General features: G+C 73.0%; 14 protein-coding genes and 1 pseudogene. 10 read left to right on the top strand and 5 right to left on the bottom strand.

Translation table 11 applies throughout. The features are described from left to right. Positions 1–2 precede the first annotated feature (2 nt). From ACRYCC_RS36095 to ACRYCC_RS36080, 4 genes are read right to left on the bottom strand one after another with little or no spacing between them, the layout of a single operon-like run. Positions 3–1,364, bottom strand: a complete 1,362-nt coding sequence (locus ACRYCC_RS36095) for a vWA domain-containing protein (RefSeq protein WP_433818491.1) — start codon at positions 1,362–1,364, stop codon at positions 3–5. Further along, complete coding sequence (locus tag ACRYCC_RS36090) at positions 1,361–2,686, bottom strand: PP2C family protein-serine/threonine phosphatase (protein WP_433818490.1); 1,326 nt, start codon at positions 2,684–2,686, stop codon at positions 1,361–1,363. Before ACRYCC_RS36090 ends, ACRYCC_RS36095 begins: the two co-directional genes overlap by 4 nt. After that, the gene (locus tag ACRYCC_RS36085) at positions 2,686–5,115 is read right to left on the bottom strand and encodes a serine/threonine-protein kinase (RefSeq protein ID WP_433818489.1); all 2,430 of its coding nucleotides are present in this window, start codon (positions 5,113–5,115) and stop codon (positions 2,686–2,688) included. Before ACRYCC_RS36085 ends, ACRYCC_RS36090 begins: the two co-directional genes overlap by 1 nt. Further along, positions 5,112–6,314 (bottom strand): hypothetical protein, encoded by a 1,203-nt coding sequence (locus ACRYCC_RS36080; protein ID WP_433818488.1) that lies wholly within the window; start codon positions 6,312–6,314, stop codon positions 5,112–5,114. The genes ACRYCC_RS36085 and ACRYCC_RS36080 overlap by 4 nt, the downstream gene beginning before the upstream one ends. 438 nt (positions 6,315–6,752) lie before the next feature. On the opposite strand from ACRYCC_RS36080, the gene ACRYCC_RS36075 reads away from it, so the two are divergent. Beyond that, a complete protein-coding gene (locus ACRYCC_RS36075; protein ID WP_433818486.1) occupies positions 6,753–7,238 on the top strand; it encodes a helix-turn-helix transcriptional regulator in 486 nt (161 codons plus the stop codon). Positions 7,239–7,285: 47 nt separating this feature from the next. Here ACRYCC_RS36075 and ACRYCC_RS36070 read toward each other — a convergent pair whose 3' ends face one another. Further along, positions 7,286–8,032, bottom strand: a complete 747-nt coding sequence (locus ACRYCC_RS36070; protein WP_433818485.1) for an SDR family oxidoreductase — start codon at positions 8,030–8,032, stop codon at positions 7,286–7,288. A gap of 203 nt (positions 8,033–8,235) precedes the next feature. Between ACRYCC_RS36070 and ACRYCC_RS36065 the strand changes: the two genes are divergently transcribed. The 9 genes and pseudogenes from ACRYCC_RS36065 to ACRYCC_RS36025 form a co-directional block, all read left to right on the top strand. Beyond that, positions 8,236–8,895 carry a LuxR C-terminal-related transcriptional regulator gene (locus ACRYCC_RS36065; protein WP_433818484.1) on the top strand — a complete coding sequence of 220 codons (660 nt, stop codon included), beginning with the start codon at positions 8,236–8,238 and terminating at the stop codon, positions 8,893–8,895. A gap of 269 nt (positions 8,896–9,164) precedes the next feature. After that, positions 9,165–11,174, top strand: a complete 2,010-nt coding sequence (locus tag ACRYCC_RS36060; RefSeq protein ID WP_433818482.1) for a hypothetical protein — start codon at positions 9,165–9,167, stop codon at positions 11,172–11,174. Positions 11,175–11,214: 40 nt separating this feature from the next. Next, complete coding sequence (gene pelF / locus ACRYCC_RS36055; protein WP_433818480.1) at positions 11,215–12,714, top strand: GT4 family glycosyltransferase PelF; 1,500 nt, start codon at positions 11,215–11,217, stop codon at positions 12,712–12,714. Next, entirely contained in the window at positions 12,711–14,123 is a 1,413-nt protein-coding gene (locus ACRYCC_RS36050; RefSeq protein WP_433818478.1) for a hypothetical protein, read from the top strand. Before pelF ends, ACRYCC_RS36050 begins: the two co-directional genes overlap by 4 nt. A 150-nt stretch (positions 14,124–14,273) precedes the next feature. Continuing rightward, entirely contained in the window at positions 14,274–15,281 is a 1,008-nt protein-coding gene (locus ACRYCC_RS36045) for an SDR family NAD(P)-dependent oxidoreductase (RefSeq protein WP_433818476.1), read from the top strand. A gap of 16 nt (positions 15,282–15,297) precedes the next feature. Next, entirely contained in the window at positions 15,298–16,008 is a 711-nt protein-coding gene (locus tag ACRYCC_RS36040) for a sugar phosphate nucleotidyltransferase (RefSeq protein ID WP_433818474.1), read from the top strand. Then, positions 16,005–16,862 carry an NAD-dependent epimerase/dehydratase family protein gene (locus ACRYCC_RS36035; RefSeq protein ID WP_433818472.1) on the top strand — a complete coding sequence of 286 codons (858 nt, stop codon included), beginning with the start codon at positions 16,005–16,007 and terminating at the stop codon, positions 16,860–16,862. The genes ACRYCC_RS36040 and ACRYCC_RS36035 overlap by 4 nt, the downstream gene beginning before the upstream one ends. Next, a complete protein-coding gene (locus ACRYCC_RS36030; RefSeq protein WP_433818471.1) occupies positions 16,850–17,521 on the top strand; it encodes a spherulation-specific family 4 protein in 672 nt (223 codons plus the stop codon). Before ACRYCC_RS36035 ends, ACRYCC_RS36030 begins: the two co-directional genes overlap by 13 nt. 29 nt (positions 17,522–17,550) lie before the next feature. Beyond that, positions 17,551–17,814: pseudogene (locus ACRYCC_RS36025) on the top strand (hypothetical protein); the annotation flags it as partial.

Raw genomic sequence — 17,814 nt, 5'->3', positions numbered from 1 at the left:
GCTCACTCCCCGGGCCGCGGAGCGGCCGCGCCCGGAGCCGGGTCCCCGGGGGCCACCCGGGTGCGCACGGTCTTGGACGACCGGGTGTCCAGGGACATCTCGTCGGCCTTGTCGATCTGCTTCTTCAGCCGTACGGTCCCGGTCACGGGGTCGATGACGTCCACGACCTTGCCCAGCAGCGCGGCGATCGCGTCGTTGCCGGACTCCCCGGCCAGGACGACCGCCCGGCCGAGCCGGGCCGTCGCGGTGTCCAGGTCACCGTCCTTACGGGCCTGCAGGCCCTCCTGGATGGCGTCGGCGAGCTCGGCCTGGCCGGTGTAGTGGGCCACCCGGGGATTGATCCGGGTGGACAGCGCCTCGTCGTCGGTCCACTCGGCCAGGATGTTGCCGGTGGCCAGCACCTGGTCCTGTTCGCGGGTGGCGCCGGGCACCACGAGCTTGACCCAGCCGGCCCGCATCTCCCGGCCGACCTCGCCGACCGGGACCTCGACGCAGATGTGGTAGTCGCGGCTCTCCTCGCCCCAGGCCCCGATCGGGTAGTCGCCGGCCTGCGGACCGGCCTCGGCCCGCTTGGTGGTCAGATCCGCCAGCGACGGCAGCACCTGCTTGACGAAGCGCAGCCTGGCCTTCTGCGGCGTCCACACCCGCAGCGCCACGTCGGCGACCGCCTTGCCCATGGCGGCCTCGGTCATGGCCCGGAAGTCGGCCTCCAGATCCTTCGGCTGGGCCACGATGTCCACGCTGCCCAGCAGGGCCGAGGCGATCTTCCGCAGCTCGGCGACCTCCCAGTCGGTGCCGACCCCCCGGCAGTCGCACACGAAGTGCCCCGCGCACGTGGCCAGTGACGCGTCGAGCTCTTCCGCGGTCTCATGCTGGTTCTTGCCGTCGGTCAGCAGGATCGCGTGCCTGATGCCGGTCGGATGGGCGGCCGCCGCGCCGGCGAACAGCCGGTCGGCCAGCCTCAGCCAGGAGCCGATCGCGGTGCCGCCCGCGGCGGTCAGCCTGTTGATGGCGGCTTTCGCCCCGCCACGGGTCTGGGCGTTGGCGGGCGCGAGCTGCTCACCGGTCGGATAGATCATCTTGGCCCAGCTGGAGCCGGAGACCACGGCGAAGTCCACGCCGTCACGGAGGCCGTCCACGGCCGCCTGCGCGGCCTTCCGGGCGGCGGCCATCTTGTTGCCCGGCGTGGTCATCGAGCCGGAGGTGTCGATGATGATGACCACGGCCGCGGCGGTGGCACGGGCGGCCCCGGCCAGGGGAGCGCCGGTGGCCTCGATCGTCACGATCGCGTTGACCTCCCGGCCGCCCTCGGGCAGGTAGCGGTTCTGGTCGACCTTGATGGAGAAGTGGGGGTTTTCGCTCATACGGCAGGCTCCGTGCTCGGTGGTGCGGGGGGTTCCGGCGGAGCCCCGGCCTCCGCGGGGTACGACGCGTCCGCGGAGTTCGCCGGGCGCGCGGGGTCCGACGGTGACGCCGGGCGCGTGGCGACGACCGGGATCACCACCACGGTGATGTTGTCGCGCCCGCCGGAGTCGAGCGCGACGTCCACCAGCGACCGGGCCGCGGCCAGCGGGCCGGCGGCGGCCGCGCTCACCCCGGAGGGCGGGCCGGGAAGCTCCTCGGCCAGCACGCCGCCGATCGTGGCGGCCTCGGGCAGGTAGTTCCACAGGCCGTCACTGCAGACGATGACCACCCCCGGGCTCCCGGGGCGGAAGGTGCGGACATGGGCCTGCACCGCGTCGGCGTCCGCGCCCAGCCAGCCGACGAGTACGTGGGCGTTGCGGTGCGTCTGTGCCTCGGCCTCGCTCAACGCCCCGAGGGCCACCATCTGCTCGGCCCACGAGTCGTCCTGGGTGAGCCGGCGCCCGCGACCCGAGCCCCCCGAGTCCGTGCCCAAGGGGTCGAGGGGCCGCCCCATGGTCACCGGCAGCCAGTAGGCACGGCTGTCGCCGACCCAGCCGACGGTGACGGTCCCCGCTCCGGTCAGAGCCGAGACGTAGGTGCAGGCGGGGGCGTCGTGCTCGGACGGGGCGAGCGCGGCCACCGCCTGCGCGGCCTGGAGCACCGCCCTCCGGGTGGCCGTCTCGGCGTCGGCGCCGGATTCCAGCTCCTTCACCAGCACGGCCACCCCGGTGTCCGCGGCGACCTGCGAGGCGTCCTCCGGGCGGGGGGAGGAGGAGACCCCGTCGCAGACCACGGCCGCGACCCCGTCCGGGACGGCGGCCAGCGCCATGGCGTCCTCGTTCTTGCTGTGCCGCAGCCCCTTGTCGCTGACGCCTGCGGCGATCACACCGCCCTCGGCGCCGGTCAGCTCCGACTCCAGGTGGTCACGGCCCCCGGGCCTGCGGAGCCCGCACCGCTCGCAGTAGCCGTCCACGTCGATCGCGGTGCTCCCGCATCCGGTGCAGGGCCCGGCATCGGAGCTCTCCGGGACCGTGCTCATGACGGCGCTCTCCGCACCGGGGCGCCCCGTGCCGGGTCCTCCCGTGCCGGGTCCTCCCGTGCCCAGGAGCGCGGGAGGGCCGCTCCCCGCCGGGCCTGGAGTCCCGGCGGCCGGGGCCGCCGCGGAGATGCGATGCCCGCAGGCCTCGCAGTAGTTGTTCGCGGCGAAGACCGGGGCGTGGCACGCGGGACAGACCCCCTCTCCCTCCGGCTCCCGGGCGTCACCCAGGTTTTGATCGTCCATCAGAACAACGTCCTCGGCCGGATGGTGTTGGCCCGGATCACCAGCGTGTGCCGGTGCTCCGAGCCCTGAGCGAGACGGGCCAGTTCACGGTAGGACCGCTCGAGCCTGCGGCGGAGCGCGTGCTCGGTCAGCGGAGCGCCCAGCAGGGGGGTGCCCCCGCTGGGGACGCGTCCGGCCAGCACCCAGCCGAGCGCCGCCTCCACCACCTCCGCGGTGAGCTCCTCGCCCCGGGTGCCCTCCAGCCGGAGCCCGGCCAGCCGGCGGCCGGTGGCGAGGAGCTCCTGCTCGGTGAGCTCTCCGGGGTCCCTGCCGCGGACGGCCGCCGCGACGGCCGCGACCTGGGCGGCGACGTACTGGCTGGAGATCTCCGGGACGGCGTCCAGCGCGGCCACCGCACCGGCCCGGTCGCCCGCCGCCAGCCGTACCCGGGCGAGCCCGAAGGCCGCGCTGACGTGACCGTGGTCGGTGCGCCACACCGCTTCGTACAGCCGGGCGGGCGCCCCCGGATCGGGTGCGTTCCGGTCGGGCGCGTTCCGCGGGCCGGCCAGCTCCAGGGTGAACGCCAGCGCGAGCTTGGGCGCGGCCTCTCCCGGCAGCCAGGTGTAGAGGCCGTCGAAGAGCCGCTGGGCCAGGTCGAAGCGCCCGCCGGCCAGCGCGGCCAGCCCGCGGTACCAGTCGAGCCGCCAGTCACCGGCGACCTGGGCCTCGATCTCGTCGAGCTGTGCCTCCGCCTCACGGTAGCCGCCTAGCTCGATCTTGACCCGCGCCAGCATGAAGCCGACCTCGGGGGAGGCGACCGGTGCCGACACCAGGGCGGTGGCCAGGGCGTCGGGCTCGCGGATGGTCAGGCCCGCCAGGAAGCCCGCCGCCGGATCCGATCCGTACACCAGGGGGACCGGAAGCGCGGTCGTGGCGGTGGCCGGGGTGAGCGACCCCAGCGCGGGGCCGACGCCGTGCTCGAGCGCGGTGATCTCGGCCCCCGCGGTGTAGCGCTCCGGCCCGAACAGGGTCGACGGCGCCGGGCGGGGGCTGCCGTCCTCCGCGGACAGCACCTCGCGCAGCACGCCGGTGAGCTGCTCGGCCATCTCCGCGGCGCTCTGGAAGCGTTCCGCCGGCTCCGGATGGGTCGCCCGGCGCAGAAACCGGTCGTACGACTCGTACCGGCTGAGCAGCGGCACGTTCGCGCGGTCGGGCAGCGAGGTGGCGTGGATGCCGGTGTAGCCCCGGAACGGGAAGCTCAGCACGGCGAGGGTACGGCCCACCGTGTAGAGATCCGAGCTGATCGAGGGGCCCAGGGTCGCGATCTCGGGGGCCTGGTAACCCACCGTGCCGTAGATCGGGCTGTCGACGTCGGTGGCCCGGCGCACCCCGCCCAGGTCCAGGAGCTTCAGCTGCTCCTCCGCCTGGATGGCGTTGTCCGGTTTGAAGTCGCAGTAGATCAGGCCCAGCCCGTGCAGGTAGCCGAGCGCCCGCAGCACCTCGAGCGCGTAGGCGATGACCTGGCCGAGCGGTAGCGAGGCGTCCGGGCCGAACTGCTCCCGCCGCTCCAGCAGGATGTCCTTGAGGGACTGCCCGCCGACGTACTCCATGACGATGTAGCCGACCAGCACGCCCGTCCTGGGCTCCGGATGCTGGACGAAGTTGTAGATCTTGACGATGTTGGGGTGCTCGACCTCGGCGAGGAACGAGCGCTCCGCGGCGGCGGCGGCCAGCGCCTCGGCGTCCCCGGTGTCGAGCAGGCCCTTGAGGACCACCCAGCGGTCGCTGACGTTGCGGTCCCGGGCCAGGTAGATCCAGCCGAGCCCGCCGTGCGCCAGGCAGCCGAGCACCTCGTACTGGCCGCCGACCAGGTCGCCCGGGCTGAGCTTGGGGGTGAAGGAGAAGCCGCTGCCGCAGTTGGCGCAGAAGCCCTCGGTGCGCCCCGGGCGGTCGCCCCGGCCGCGTCCGACGGCCTCACCGCAACTGCTGCAGAACCGCTTGTGCTCGGCCACCTCGGGACGGTCGAGGACCGCCGAGGCGGGGTCCCGGTAGGGGACCGCCGGCACCTCCACCAGACCGGCGCCCAGCATGCCGCGCCGGGACGACGAGGTGGAACCCGTCCTCGTGCTGCGGTTGGTGGGCGTCGTGCGGCCGGACGACCTGCTGGACCAACCGCCGGACAGAATGCCCCTCGACTGAACGCTTCCGGACTGAGCGCTTCCGGGCCGAGCGCTTCCGGGCAGAGCACCTCCGGAGGAGATGCCCCCGGACGGGACGCCGCCCGTCCCCGGGCTCGCGGCCGGGCCGCCCGCCGGGCGCGCGCCGCTCCGGCCGGGGACCGGGGCGGCGGCCGCGCCCGCCGGCGGCGCCATGCCGCACAGGTCGCAGTAACCGTCCTCGACGGTGCCCGTGCATCCGGCGTAGGTACAGGGGGTGGAGTTCGTGCTCATGGCCTGGCTCCGTTCGCCGGCGATCCGATCGCGCGCTGGTAGGCGGCCACCGCGACGGTGGCCTGCCGCAGGTCGCACGGTGAGGTCCACAGCAGCTGGTGGGCGTGGTCGTAGAGCCGGGACGGCTCGGCGTCCTCCACCAGGCCCAGCCGCCCGGCCTTGGCGCGGTAGGCCTCCAGCCGGCCGCGCAGCTCGTTGCGCCGGTCCAGCAGCCCGGTGATGAGCTCGTGCGCCGTGCGGGCCTTCTCCAGCGCCTCGGCGGCCTCGTGGTCCAGCTCGTCGAGCGCCACCGCCAGCTCCGGCCAGCGGCCCTGGTCGCGCAGCCCGCCCAGGGCGGCCAGCCGGTCGGAGAGTACGGGGGCCAGCGCCGGGACGTCGGGCAGCACCGGAGACGCGATCTTCTCCAGCACGAGGTCACGTGCCTGCCGGGCCTGTGCCTCGGCCGCCTCGACCAGACCGGCGGACACCCTGGCCCGATGGAGGCGCTCGCCGTGCTCGTCCCGGATCGCCACGGCCTCCTCGAGCCTGCTCCGGAACGGCGCGAGGTCGGCCCTGATCTGCGCGATCCGCCGGGTGTCGGCCCGGCCGTCGTGCGTCAGCGACAGCGGATCCGCGACCACCAGGGCGCGGATCTCGGCGAGCCGCCGGCCGATCCGGTCCAGCTCGGGGTCGACCGCCTCCAGTGAGAGGGCGAGCCGCTCGGTCGCCTGCCAGGCCTCCTCGGACTCGGCCAGGTCGGACAGCAGCGCCGACCAGATCGCGTGGGTGGCGGCGACCGCGTCGGTGGTCTCCTCGTACAGCGTGGTCATCCGGGAGACCACGTCGTCCAGCGTCAGCCGTTCGGTCGCCGGTCCGAGCAGGGTGCGTTTCTCCAGCGGGATCTCCGCGCCCGCGGGCTCCACGGACGGGCCGGTGAGCAGCCGGTTGAGCTCGGCGATCTGGTCGGCGCTGGGCCGGGGCTGCCGGGCCCGGAGCTCCTCCGCGCTGGCCAGCGCCCGCTGGTAGGCGTCGAACAGCCGCCAGAGCGAGGCGACGCCGGTCTGGATGTCGATCCAGCGGCGTACGGTCACCCCGGTCAGCTTGGTGCCCTTGAGGAGCTGGTAGCCCTGATGGGTGTCGAGGTCGAGCAGCGCGGTGGCGATGCGGTCCTTCTCCTCGCGCAGCCGCCGCAGCGCGTGGTCGATCCCCTCGCGGCTCATGGGCGGCCGACCGGCACTCGCGTCCCTCACCGCCTCACCCCCGGTCCGTCACTGCGGCCACTGCGCACCCGTACGCCGAGAACTGGCGTGGACGAGCATAGTTTCGCCTTGATGGCTTTGTAAGCTTCAGTGATCAGACGCAGTGGGCGCGGGCGAAGTTCCGTGCCGGGCGCCGCTTCGCCCGCGCAGGGGCATTCGGCTTTCCGCGGCGGCGGTGAAGGCCCGGCGGCAGGCCCGGGAAGTGCGGGAATCGTGTCCGCCGAAGGCCGGAGCAGGCCTTTTCCGCCGCATTTTCGGAACGGGTTCGTACGCAGAAAAGGTGTGTCCGAAAAGCGAAATCGCCCGGGAGGCCGCCGGGGTGGGAGATCGTCGGGAGCGGGGGAGGATCGGGTCCCCGGCAGCTCGGAAAATGTCGTCATTCGAACGTATAATCGAACCATGGTCAACGTCGTGATGCCCTCCAGCCCGACCAGCCCGCTCACCGCCGCCGAGATCGCCGCGCTGGCACTGTCCCTCGCCCACCTGGGCGAGGGCCCGCAGGCCGCGACCGCCCGCAGGGCGCTCCGGCATCTCCTCGACGACGCCGTCGACGACGACGCCATCGTCACCACCCTGAGCACGCTCACCGCACCGCTCGACGGTGCCACCGCCGGACGGGCCAAGGTGATCGCCTCGGCGATCAGCGAGCGGCTCGTGGTGCGGCTGCACTACGTCGACGAGTCAGGCACCCTCACCACCCGCGACGTGGAGCCGGTGACGTGCCTGGTCCACCGCGACCACTGGTACCTCGTGGCCTGGTGCCGGCTGCGGCACGGCATCCGGGCCTTCCGGTTCGATCGACTGCGGGCGGTGGAGCCGACGGGGGCGCCCGCCCGCCCGCATCCGGCCGGCCGTTTCCTTCCGTTCCAGCGCCGCGCCGCCTGACGTGCGCCAGGGGATCCTCCGGCGGGCCGGCGGGGGATCCCCTGGGCTCACAGCAGGCCCGCGTAGTGGCCACCGTCCACCGGGGTGGCGGTGCCGGTGACGAAGCCGGCCTGTTCCGAGCAGAGAAAGGCCACGAACGCTCCGAAGTCGGCGGGCTCTCCCACCCTGCCCATCGGGACCTCCCTGGCCGCCGGGGCCAGGTCGCCGCCGTGCAGCGAGCGCAGCCGGCCGGTGGCGTGCGAGCCGGGGAGCAGCGAGTTGACGGTGACGCCGTCCCCGGCGACCTCCCGGGCGAGGGTCTTGAGGAAGCCGGTGGCCCCGGTGCGCGCGGTGTTGGACAGGATCAGCGTGGCGATGGGCTGGCGCACCGAGATCGACGTGATCGCCACCACCCGGCCCCAGCCTCGGCCCTGCATCTGCGGCACGGCGGCCTTGCACATGGCCACCACCGACAGCAGGTTGAGCTCGAGCGCGGGGAGATAGGCCTCCAGCGCGGTGGAGGCGAAGGTGCCCGGCGGCGGGCCGCCGGCGTTGGTGACCAGGATGTCGATGCCGCCCAGCAGCCCTTCGGCCTCCCGGACGAAGGCGGTGGCCCCTTCGGGCGTGCCGACGTCCGCGATGACGGGGTGTGCGCCGTCGCCGAGGGCGGCCACGGCCTCGTCGAGCCGGCCGCGATCACGACCGCAGACGGCGACCTGCACGCCCTCGGCGATGAGCGCCTGGGCCGAGGCGAATCCGAGCCCCGAGCTCGCCGCCGCCACGGCGGCGCGCCGCCCGTTGAGTCCAAAGTTCATGGCGGAGAGCTTACGACAGCACCAATGCCTACATATAGGTCATGTTCGGAGGAAGGCGGAAGAAATTGGAAGAAATTGGAAGCTACGGGCTGAGATGTGTTTTCATCGCTATCGTTTCCCCGTTATGACGGTAGGTCGTGGCGTGTGGGACGGGCTCGGGGCGACGGACTCGGGACAACGGACTCGGGGCAATGGAGTGAGCGGTGACGGGGCGGATGGCCAAGGTACTCATCGATGATGAGAATCCCGTTCTGCGAATCGGATTCGAGACCTTGCTGAACTCCGCTCCCGAGATAGAGGTGGTCCCCGGGGGGCGTTCGCCGCGCCCGGACCTGGTCCACAAGTACGCCCCCGACGTGATCGTGCTCGGCGCCCCGGTGCCCCGGGTGGAGGGCATCCTCGAGCTCGCCCGGCTCCGGCCCGCACCGCGCATCGTGATGGTCACCTCAGCCGACGATCCCCGACTGCTGGTCGGCGCGATCGAGGCCGGGGCGCACAGCTGTGCCGTGCACGGCCACTTCGAGCCGCCCGACCTGGTCCGGATCATCCTGGACACCGCCCAGGGCGAGTCCTATCTCTCGCCGCCGGTCGCGACCGCGCTGGTGCGCTGGCTGCACGGCGGAGGCTCGGTGGAGTCCAGACGGCCGGGGCTGACCCAGAGGGAGGCCGAGATCATGGAGCTGATCGCCGCGGGGCTGGCCAACCGGGCCATCGCGGACCGGCTCTTCATCTCCGAGAAGACGGTGAAGAACCACATCCACAACATCTACAAGCGGCTCAAGGCCGACGGCAGGGAGCACGCCGTGGCCCGCTGGCGGGACCTCACCGCGCGTCCGGCGGGCACCTCCCGCGCCGCCACCTGACGTCATCCGGCTTCTTCGCTTCTCGGCGGCCGCCCATTTCGTCGTCATTGTTTTCAGGTGGACCCAGGACTTCTCCGGCGGGCCCAGGACTGGGCTCAGTTTGAAAGATGGGCCTCTTTTCCTCCTTTGTCATCGTCAATCACATGGCATCCTCCGTTATCGGAGATACCAATAAGCCGACATCATCGGTGATGCGGGTTATAGCCGTGGATAGCGCTGCTCGAACCATTCCGGGCAGGTCGATCCCGGCTTTTCGACCGGGAGGCCCAGTGAGGAAAGCTCTTACCGCGATGTGCGTGCTGGCAGGCACGGCGTCCCTGCTCATGGCGCCACAGGCCGCGTACGCCGCCGGCCCGCGCATCGACCTCACCGTGCTGGTGGTCAGCGACGGGAACTCGCCGGTCGACGCCATCGAGGGACAGCTGAAGACCGAGGGCGTGCCGTACAAGAAGGTCGACCTGACCGACTCCGGCAGGCCGGTGATCAACACCGCCTTCCTGCAGGACACCGTCGGCGGCGCACCCCGGGCCAAGTACCAGGCCGTGGTGCTGCCCAACGCGGATCCGTTCACCGACGCCGCGGAGATGACGGCGCTGGTGAACTTCGAGAAGCAGTTCGGCATCCGCCAGCTCGACGCCTACGTCTACCCGACCGCGAACGTCGGGCTGGGCGCGCCCGCCTACTCCGGGCCGCTCGACGGGACCCCGGCGGCCGTCTCACCGGCGGGGCTGTCCGGCGCGCTGCGCTATCTCAAGGGCCCGGTCACCTTCGAGGACAACGCCCCGGGCGTGCCCGAGAGCTACGGCTTCCTCGCCGCCCCGGCGCCGGCCGCCGGCACCACCTTCGACACCTACCTCACCGGCACCGCACCCGGCGGCGGGACCACCGGGACGCTGGCCGGCGTCTACACCCACGACGGGCGCAGCGAGATGGTGATGACCTTCGCCTACAACGTCAACCAGTGGCAGTTCCGCACGATCGGGCACGGCCTGGTCACCTGGCTGACCAAGGGCGTGCACCTCGGCTACGCCCGCAACTACTTCTCGGTCCACGTCGACGACGTCTTCCTGCCCGACGCCCGGTGGAGCGTCGACGGCGACTGCACGCCCGGTGAGGGCTGCACCGACCCGAGCGTCACCACCCCGGACATCCGGATGACCCCGGCCGACGTGACCGCGGCCGTCAACTGGCAGACGCAGAGCGGCTTCACGCTCGACATGTTCTACAACGGCAAGGGCAGCGACGAGACGGTCGCCCAGGACGGCTCCGACCCCCTGCTGACCACGTTCCAGTCCAACAAGGCGAAGTTCCGCTGGGGCAACCACACCTACGACCACTCCTACCTCGGCTGCGTACAGGACGTCACGGTGGTCCCCTGGCGTTGCCAGACCGACGCGTCCGGCAACGTCGTCTACGTCAGCAAGGCCGATATCAAGACCGCCATCACCGCCAACCGCACCTGGGCCGGGCAGAAGGGCTTCAGCATCCAGTCGGACGAGCTGGTGACCGGCGAGCACTCCGGGCTGAAGATCCTGCCGCAGCAGCCGAACGACAACCCCAACCTCGCCGCCGCGCTGACGGAGACGGGCATCAAGTGGACGGGCAGTGACGCCTCCCGGGAGAAGAACCAGCGCGCCATCGGCTCCGCCCAGACCGTGCCGCGCCACCCGATGAGCGTCTTCTTCAACGTCGCCAAGGTGTCCGAGGAGGTCGACGAGTACAACTGGATCTACACCAGCCGGGCCAACGGGGGCAGCGGCCTGTGCGAGGACAACCCGGGCAGCGTCACCTGCATCGCCCCCCTCGACCCCGCGACCGGCTACGCCTCGTACATCATCCCGGTCGACGCGCGGATCGACCTGTCGCACATCGTCGCCAACGACCCCCGGCCGCACTACGTGCACCAGTCCAACCTGGCCGAGGAGCGCATCCTCTACCCGCTGCTGGACAAGGTGCTCGGCGACTACCGGGCCACGTTCGCCGCGAACGCCCCCGTCGTCAACGCGCGGACCTCGGCGCTCGGCACCGAGCTGGCCCGGCAGGACCTCTGGCGCCCAAAGGCCGGCACCTTCCCCGCGTACGTCCAGGACGGCAAGGTGACCATCCAGCCGCCGGCCGGGCTCGCCGTCCCGATCACCATGCCGGAGGGCACCCGGGACGTCAGCGGTCTGCTCGGCCCCCTGCTGGGCGGGCCCTTCGGCACGGTCTACGCCGGTGAGCGGTCCGACTACAAGACCGGCACCACGTCCCTCACCCTGCCCGCGGGAGCCATGTCCTGACGATCCGTCCGGCATCACTTAACGCAGAGGCGGGGGGACGGTGAAGATCACCTTGGTCACGGAAGGCACTTATCCGCATTCCTTCGGCGGTGTGAGCGTCTGGTGCGACCAGCTCGTGCAGGGCATGCCGGAACACTCGTTCCACGTGGTGGCCCTCACCGGGACGGGGACGGAGCCGACGGTCTGGGAGATGCCCGGGCACGTCACGGCCGAGTCCGTGCCCCTGTGGGGGCCGCCTCCCGCGGGCCGGCCTCCCCGGGGCAGGGGCGCCAGGCGGTTCGAGCAGCTGTTCCGGGCCTTCCTGGACCTGGTCGTGGCACCGTCGCCGGCCGCGCAGGAGGTCTTCCCGGCGGTGCTCCGGGAGCTGTTCGACTTCTCCCGTACGGCCGGGCCCGACAACGTGCGGGCCGCGCTGGTCTCCGAGCGGCCGATCCGCTGGCTGCTGGACGCCTGGTCGGCGCGGCGCGGGTCGTACGCCCGGATCGGGGTGCGCCCCAGCGTGCGGGACGCGGTGACCGCGGTGGAGCTGCTGGAGCACTCGCTGCGCCCGCTGTTGCGGCCGGTGCCCCGGGGAGACGTCACCCACGCGGTCTCCAACGGGGTGGCCGCGATGCCGGGGCTGGCCGCCAAGTGGGCGTACGGGACCCCGTTCTGCCTCACCGAGCACGGCATCTACCTGCGGGAGCGCTACCTCGGCTTCCAGCGCTCGCCCTACAGCTGGCCGGTCAAGCAGGCCGTGCTCGGGTTCCTGCGGCTGCTGTGCGGCACCGCCTACCGCGCGGCCGACCTGATCACTCCGGGAAACCGCTACAACCAGCGCTGGGAGGTGCGGTGCGGTGCCCGCGCCGAGCTCATCCAGACCGTCTACAACGGCGTCGACCCGGGACACTTCCCGGCGGCCGGTGCGGAGCCGGAGGTGCCCACGCTCAGCTGGGCGGGCCGGGTCGACCCCATCAAGGATCTGGAGACGCTGATCAGGGCGTTCGCGAAGGTGCACCGGGAGCTGCCGCAGACACGGCTGCGGCTGTTCGGCGGCACCCCGAAGGGCGGTGAGGCCTACCGCGAGCGCTGCCAGACGCTCGCCGCCGAGCTGGGGGTCGGCGAGCAGACCACGTTCGAGGGCCGGGTGGACGACATCCGGGACGCGTACGTGGCGGGCAGCGTGGTGGTGCTGTCCAGCATCTCCGAGGGCTTCCCCTACACCCTGATCGAGGCGATGACCTGCGGCCGCGCGACGGTCGCGACCGATGTCGGCGGTGTCCGGGAGGCGACCGGCGACACCGGCCTGGTGGTGCCGCCCCGGGATCCCGACGCGATGGCGGAGGCCTGCCTGCGGCTGCTGCGCGACGAGCTGACCCGGCACCGGCTCGGCGACGCCGCCCGGGCACGGTCGCTGGAGTTCTTCACCGTCGACCACGCCGTCGGCTCCTTCCGGGGCATCTACGCCGACCTGGCCGCCCCGTACGCCCCGGAACTCGGCGCGTCCCCCGATCCGGTGGACGGCCTCGTGTTCGGCTCGCCGCTGGCGCAGCCCGCATGACCGCGGCGACACCGCCGTGGGCGGTGCTGCCCCCGGTACGGCAGGGCGCGCCCGGCGGCTCGGTGAACGAGCTGGCGATGCGGATGGCGGCGTTGTGCGCGGACGCGGTGGACGCGCTGGAGATCGCGGCCGGGCTGGAGGCCGACGGGATCAACGACGAGGGCGCCCAGGTCTACGGGCACGACGACGTCTTCTCGCTCGCCCAGGACCTGTTCGACCGGAGTCCCCGCCGGCCCGGGTCTCCGGAGGCGGTCGCCGGGCCCTGGCGCGGCCGGCCCTGGCGGCAACTCCTGCGCGGCGTCCTGTTCGGGCTGCCGGGGGTCTGCTACGTGACCGCCGCGCCGCTGCTCACCCGCCCCGCCGCCGGTCTCGTGCTCGTGCTGTCGCTGCTGATGTCCTGGACCGCCAGCCAGCTCGTGGCCTATCTCGGCTATGTCCGGCTCGGCCGGGGCGACCCGGGTTCCGCGCGCCGGGTCATGCGGCGCGCGCTGGTCGTCGCGGTGGCGGTCGTGGGCCCGCTGACGGTGGCCGCCGGTCTCGCGATGGGGTCCGGGCACGCGGCCACCGCGCTCGCCGCCGGTCAGTGCCTCTACCTGCTGACCGCCACCGTGGCCCTGGTCGGCGGGGCGGAGCCGCTGCTCCTGCTGGCGCTGCTGCCGGGCGTGTGCGCGGGAGGGATCTGGGCCGCGGGCGGCGGGGCCGTCCCGTCCTGGGTCTGGACGGCCTGGGGCGTCACGGTCGCGGCCACGACCTCCCTCGCGATCCGGTGCACCGCCACCGGTACGCGGGCCGGGCCCGCGGGGGGAGGGACGGGCGTCTCCCGGGCCGAGCTGACGGCGGCGCTCCCGTACGCGGCCTTCGGCCTGGTCGCGGGAGGGCTGCTCACCCTCGGCGAGGTGTGCGTCCTGCTCGGCCGGGCGGCGCCCTCGGCGGCCACCACGGCCGGGGTGCTGTCGCTGTCGCTGTCGATGGGCGGCGCCGAATGGCTGCTGTACACCTATCGCGGACGGGCCTACCGGCTGCTCGGGCACAGTCCCGACCTGCGCGTCTTCGTGCTCGGATCACGGTGCCTGCTGGCGGGCGTGGTCGCGCTCTACCTCGCCGTGCTGGCCGCGCTGGCCGCGGGGGTCGCCTGGGCGGCAGGGATCACCTCCGCCGGGCTGCCGGTGTTCACCGGCTACCTCGGGCTGGGCGGAGCCTTCTTCGTCGCGCTCCTGCTGCAGTCGTGCGGTCACGTCGGATCGGTGCTGGCGCTGTGCGCCTCCGCGCTGGCCGTGGAGGCCGTGACGCTGTGGGCGGGGCCGGCGCCCGATCCCGAGACGGTCCAGGCGGTGGCCGCCTGCGGCCTGTTCGGCGTGCTGCTGGCCTACGCGTCCGTCGCCCTGTCCAGAGCCGCCTGTCATCGCTAGCCGCCACCCCGCCATGCAAGCCGACCCCGCAAGTCCGACCGCACGTCCGGCCGCGCAAGTCCGGCCGCGCACGCAACCACGCAACCACGCAACGCAGGCAAGCACGCAATCACGCACGCAACCAGGTAAGGCGAACACGGAAGGGAACCCATGAACGGCATGGTCGCGGTGACGGGGGCGGAGGGCTTCATCGGCTCTCACCTCGTCGAGCTGCTCGTAGCCCGGGGACATCGCGTGAGGGCGATGGCCCAGTACAACTCGTTCGGCTCCTGGGGGTGGCTGGACACCCTGCCGGCCGAGACGATGGAGGCCGTGGAGGTGGTCCCCGGCGACGTCCGGGACCCGCTGTCGGTGCAGAACCTGATCCTGTGCGGGGGGCAGGAGGTCGAGGTGGTGTACCACCTGGCCGCGCTGATCGCGATCCCGTACTCCTACCAGGCCCCGCGCTCCTACGTGGAGACCAACGTGCAGGGCACCTTGAACGTGCTGGAGGCGGTGCGCCATCTCGGCACCCCGCGGCTGGTGCACACCTCCACCAGCGAGACCTACGGCACCGCCCGGACCGTGCCCATCGGGGAGGGGCACCCGCTGCAGGCGCAGTCCCCGTACGCCGCGTCCAAGGTCGGCGCGGACAAGCTCGCCGAGAGCTACCACGCGTCGTTCGGGGTGCCGGTGGTGACCCTGCGGCCGTTCAACACCTTCGGGCCGAGGCAGTCCGCGCGCGCGTTCATCCCCACCGTGATCAGCCAGATCGCCGCCGGAGCGGACGTCGTACGGGTGGGGGCGCTCGATCCGACCCGCGACTTCACCTTCGTCCGGGACACCGCCGAGGCCTTCGTCGCGGTCGGCACCGCCCCGGCGCGGGACGTGGTGGGGCAGGTCTTCAACGCGGGCACCGGCCAGGAGGTCTCGATGGGCGACGTCGCGCGGGAGATCGCCGAGCTGATGGGCCGGGAGGTCGAGTTCCACTCCGAGGCCGCCCGGCACCGGCCGAGCGCGTCCGAGGTGATGCGCCTGGTCTGCGACGGCACCAAGCTCGGTGACGCCACCGGCTGGCGGCCCGGCCACACCCGGGAGGAGGGCCTGAAACCGACCATCGAATGGTTCCTGGACGAGGACAATCTGGCCCGGTACAAGCCCGGCACCTACCACGTCTGACGAGGAGACCCCCGACATGCATGCCGTGATCCTCGCCGGCGGCAAAGGCGTACGCCTCCGGCCGTACACCACGACGCTGCCGAAACCGCTGGTGCCCATCGGCGACCAGTACGCCATCCTGGAGATCGTGCTCGGGCAGCTGGCCCGGCAGGGCTTCCGGTCGGTGACGCTCGCCATCGGCCACCTCGGCCATCTCATCCGCGCCTACGTGAGCGACGGCTCCCGCTGGGGGCTGCGGGTCGACTACGCGATGGAGGACTCTCCGCTGGGCACCATCGGCCCGCTGCTCACCATGCCCGACCTGCCGCCGGAGTTCCTGGTGATGAACGGCGACATCCTCACCGACCTCGACTACGCCGACCTGCTGGGCACGCACCGGGCGTCGGGCGGACCGCTCACCGTCGCCACGTACCGGCGCGAGGTGCGCATCGACTTCGGGGTGCTCACCACCCGCGAGGGCGAGGTCGTGGAGTTCAGTGAGAAGCCCACGCTCGACTACCGCGTGAGCATGGGGGTCTACGGCCTGTCCAGGAAGGTCCTGGCGCGCTACACGCCGGGGCTTCCGCTGGGCTTCGACGAGCTGGTCGTGGACCTGCTCGCCGACGGCAGCGCGCCGCGCGAATACCGGTTCGACGGCTACTGGCTCGACATCGGCCGGCCCGACGACTACGACCGGGCCAACGCCGAGTTCGACGGGCTGCGGACGGCACTGATGGGGGAGCGATGAGGATCCTGCTCACCGGGGCGACCGGCTTCATCGGCCGCCATGTGGGCGAGCTGGCGGCGGCCGAGGGGATCGAGGTGGTCGCCGCCTCTCGGTCCGCGGGCCTGGACCTGCGCTCCGCGCGGGTGACCGCCCGGTGGGTACGGGAGGTGGCGCCCGACGCCGTCGTGAACTGCGCCGGAGTCACCCACGGCCCCCCGGACGCCCTGGTGGCCGGCAACGTCGTCGCCGTCGCGCACCTGGTGGCGGCGGTGGCCGGGCGGGGCGTCCGGCTGGTCCATCTCGGGTCGGCGGCCGAGTACGGGAACACCCCGGCGGGGAAGCCGGTCACCGAGGACACCGCGCCGGCTCCCGCCGGGGCCTACGGGATCACCAAGCTGGGCGGCACCGAGCTGATCCGGGCCGCCGTGGCGGAGGGCACGGACGCCGTGGCGCTGCGGGTGTTCAATCCGGTGGGGCCGGGCTCGCCGGCGTCCTCGCTGGCGGGACGGCTGGCGCGGGAGCTGGCCGGCGACGGCGGGGACGTCCGGGTCGGCTCGCTGGACGCCCACCGGGACCTGGTGGACGTCCGGGACGTCGCCGCGGCGATCGTGGCCGCGGCCCGCGCGCCGGGGCCGCTGCCCCCCGTGCTCAACGTCGGCAGCGGCCGGGCCACCCGGCTGCGTGAGCTGGTGGACTCGCTGGTGCTGATCTCGGGCGCGGACCGGCGGGTGGTGGAGGCCCCCGGCGGCCCGGACGGAATCCCCTGGTCACAGGCCGATCTCAGCGCCGTCCGGGGGGCCCTCGGCTGGGAGCCGTTGATCGATCTCGGTACCTCGCTGCGGGACCTGTGGGAGGACCGCGTGTGCCTGACGTGATCGTGCCGGCCTACTTCCACCCGGTCCGGGCGGCGGGCGGCTGGGAGACGCTCGCCGCCACCAGGCCACGGGCGGTGGTGTTCAACGTGGACAGCGGCCCCGGCGGGGCCCGTGACCCGGACTTCGCCGCCGCCGCCGCGCGGACCGCGGCGGCGGGAGTTCCGCTGCTCGGCTACGTGGACAGCGGCTACGGCTGCCGTCCGCCCGGTGAGGTCATGGCCGAGCTGCTGCGCTACCGGGAGTGGTACGGCGTCGAGGGCGTCTTCCTCGACCAGGTCTCCGCCGGGCGTGACCAGCTGGCCCACTACGAGCGGATCGTGGCGGCGGTCCGGGACGAGCGGGCCGGGCCGGTGGTGCTGAACCACGGCACCTACCCGGACGCCGGTTACGCGGACCTGGCCGACCTGCTGGTGACCTTCGAGGGACCCTGGCCGGCCTACGAGCGGGTGTGCACACCCTCCTGGGCGATGCGGGCGCCCGCCGCACGGTTCTGCCATCTGGTGTACGGCGCGCCCCGTACCGTGCTGGGCCGGGCGCTGCGGCGCGCGGCCCGCTGCAACACCGGGGTGGTGTACGTCACCGACCGAGGGGGTGCCAACCCGTGGGACGGGCTGCCCGAGTACTTCTCGGACGAGATCTCCCTCACCTGCGGCGCCTGAGCGGGGTCGCGGCCGTCCTGTCGCTCGCGGTGACCACGAGCTGTCTCGCGAGCTGTCTCGCGGGCTGCACGAGGTCACCGGCCCCGGCGCGGCACCGCCCTCCCGGGGCCGTCTCGCCGAGCCGGGCCCACCCGCCGGGCCCGGCCGGCTCGCCGGGTCCGGCCGTCGCGCCGGGCCCGGCCACGGCGGCCGGCGACCGGGCCCGCTGGTCGCCGCGGCCGGGCCAGGCCTGGCAGTGGCAGCTCACCACCCCGGTCGACCTGCGGCCCGACGTGCCCGTCTACGACATCGAC

This window comes from Actinomadura scrupuli (genome assembly GCF_050971785.1).
In the GTDB taxonomy this organism is placed as follows: Bacteria; Actinomycetota; Actinomycetes; order Streptosporangiales; family Streptosporangiaceae; genus Actinomadura_E; species Actinomadura_E scrupuli.
The sequence above is the reverse complement of the archived record's forward strand: the minus strand, read 5'-3'. Positions and strand labels throughout refer to the sequence as shown.

Excerpts from the sequence above, each read along its gene's own strand:
- ACRYCC_RS36070 (WP_433818485.1), bottom strand. The coding sequence starts at position 8,032 with ATGAACTTTGGACTCAACGGGCGGCGCGCCGCCGTGGCGGCGGCGAGC.
- ACRYCC_RS36080 (WP_433818488.1), bottom strand. The coding sequence starts at position 6,314 with ATGAGCCGCGAGGGGATCGACCACGCGCTGCGGCGGCTGCGCGAGGAG.
- ACRYCC_RS36040 (WP_433818474.1), top strand. The coding sequence starts at position 15,298 with ATGCATGCCGTGATCCTCGCCGGCGGCAAAGGCGTACGCCTCCGGCCG.
- ACRYCC_RS36050 (WP_433818478.1), top strand. The coding sequence starts at position 12,711 with ATGACCGCGGCGACACCGCCGTGGGCGGTGCTGCCCCCGGTACGGCAG.
- ACRYCC_RS36085 (WP_433818489.1), bottom strand. The coding sequence starts at position 5,115 with ATGAGCACGAACTCCACCCCCTGTACCTACGCCGGATGCACGGGCACC.
- ACRYCC_RS36095 (WP_433818491.1), bottom strand. The coding sequence starts at position 1,364 with ATGAGCGAAAACCCCCACTTCTCCATCAAGGTCGACCAGAACCGCTAC.
- ACRYCC_RS36075 (WP_433818486.1), top strand. The coding sequence starts at position 6,753 with ATGGTCAACGTCGTGATGCCCTCCAGCCCGACCAGCCCGCTCACCGCC.
- ACRYCC_RS36035 (WP_433818472.1), top strand. The coding sequence starts at position 16,005 with ATGAGGATCCTGCTCACCGGGGCGACCGGCTTCATCGGCCGCCATGTG.
- ACRYCC_RS36090 (WP_433818490.1), bottom strand. The coding sequence starts at position 2,686 with ATGGACGATCAAAACCTGGGTGACGCCCGGGAGCCGGAGGGAGAGGGG.
- ACRYCC_RS36045 (WP_433818476.1), top strand. The coding sequence starts at position 14,274 with ATGAACGGCATGGTCGCGGTGACGGGGGCGGAGGGCTTCATCGGCTCT.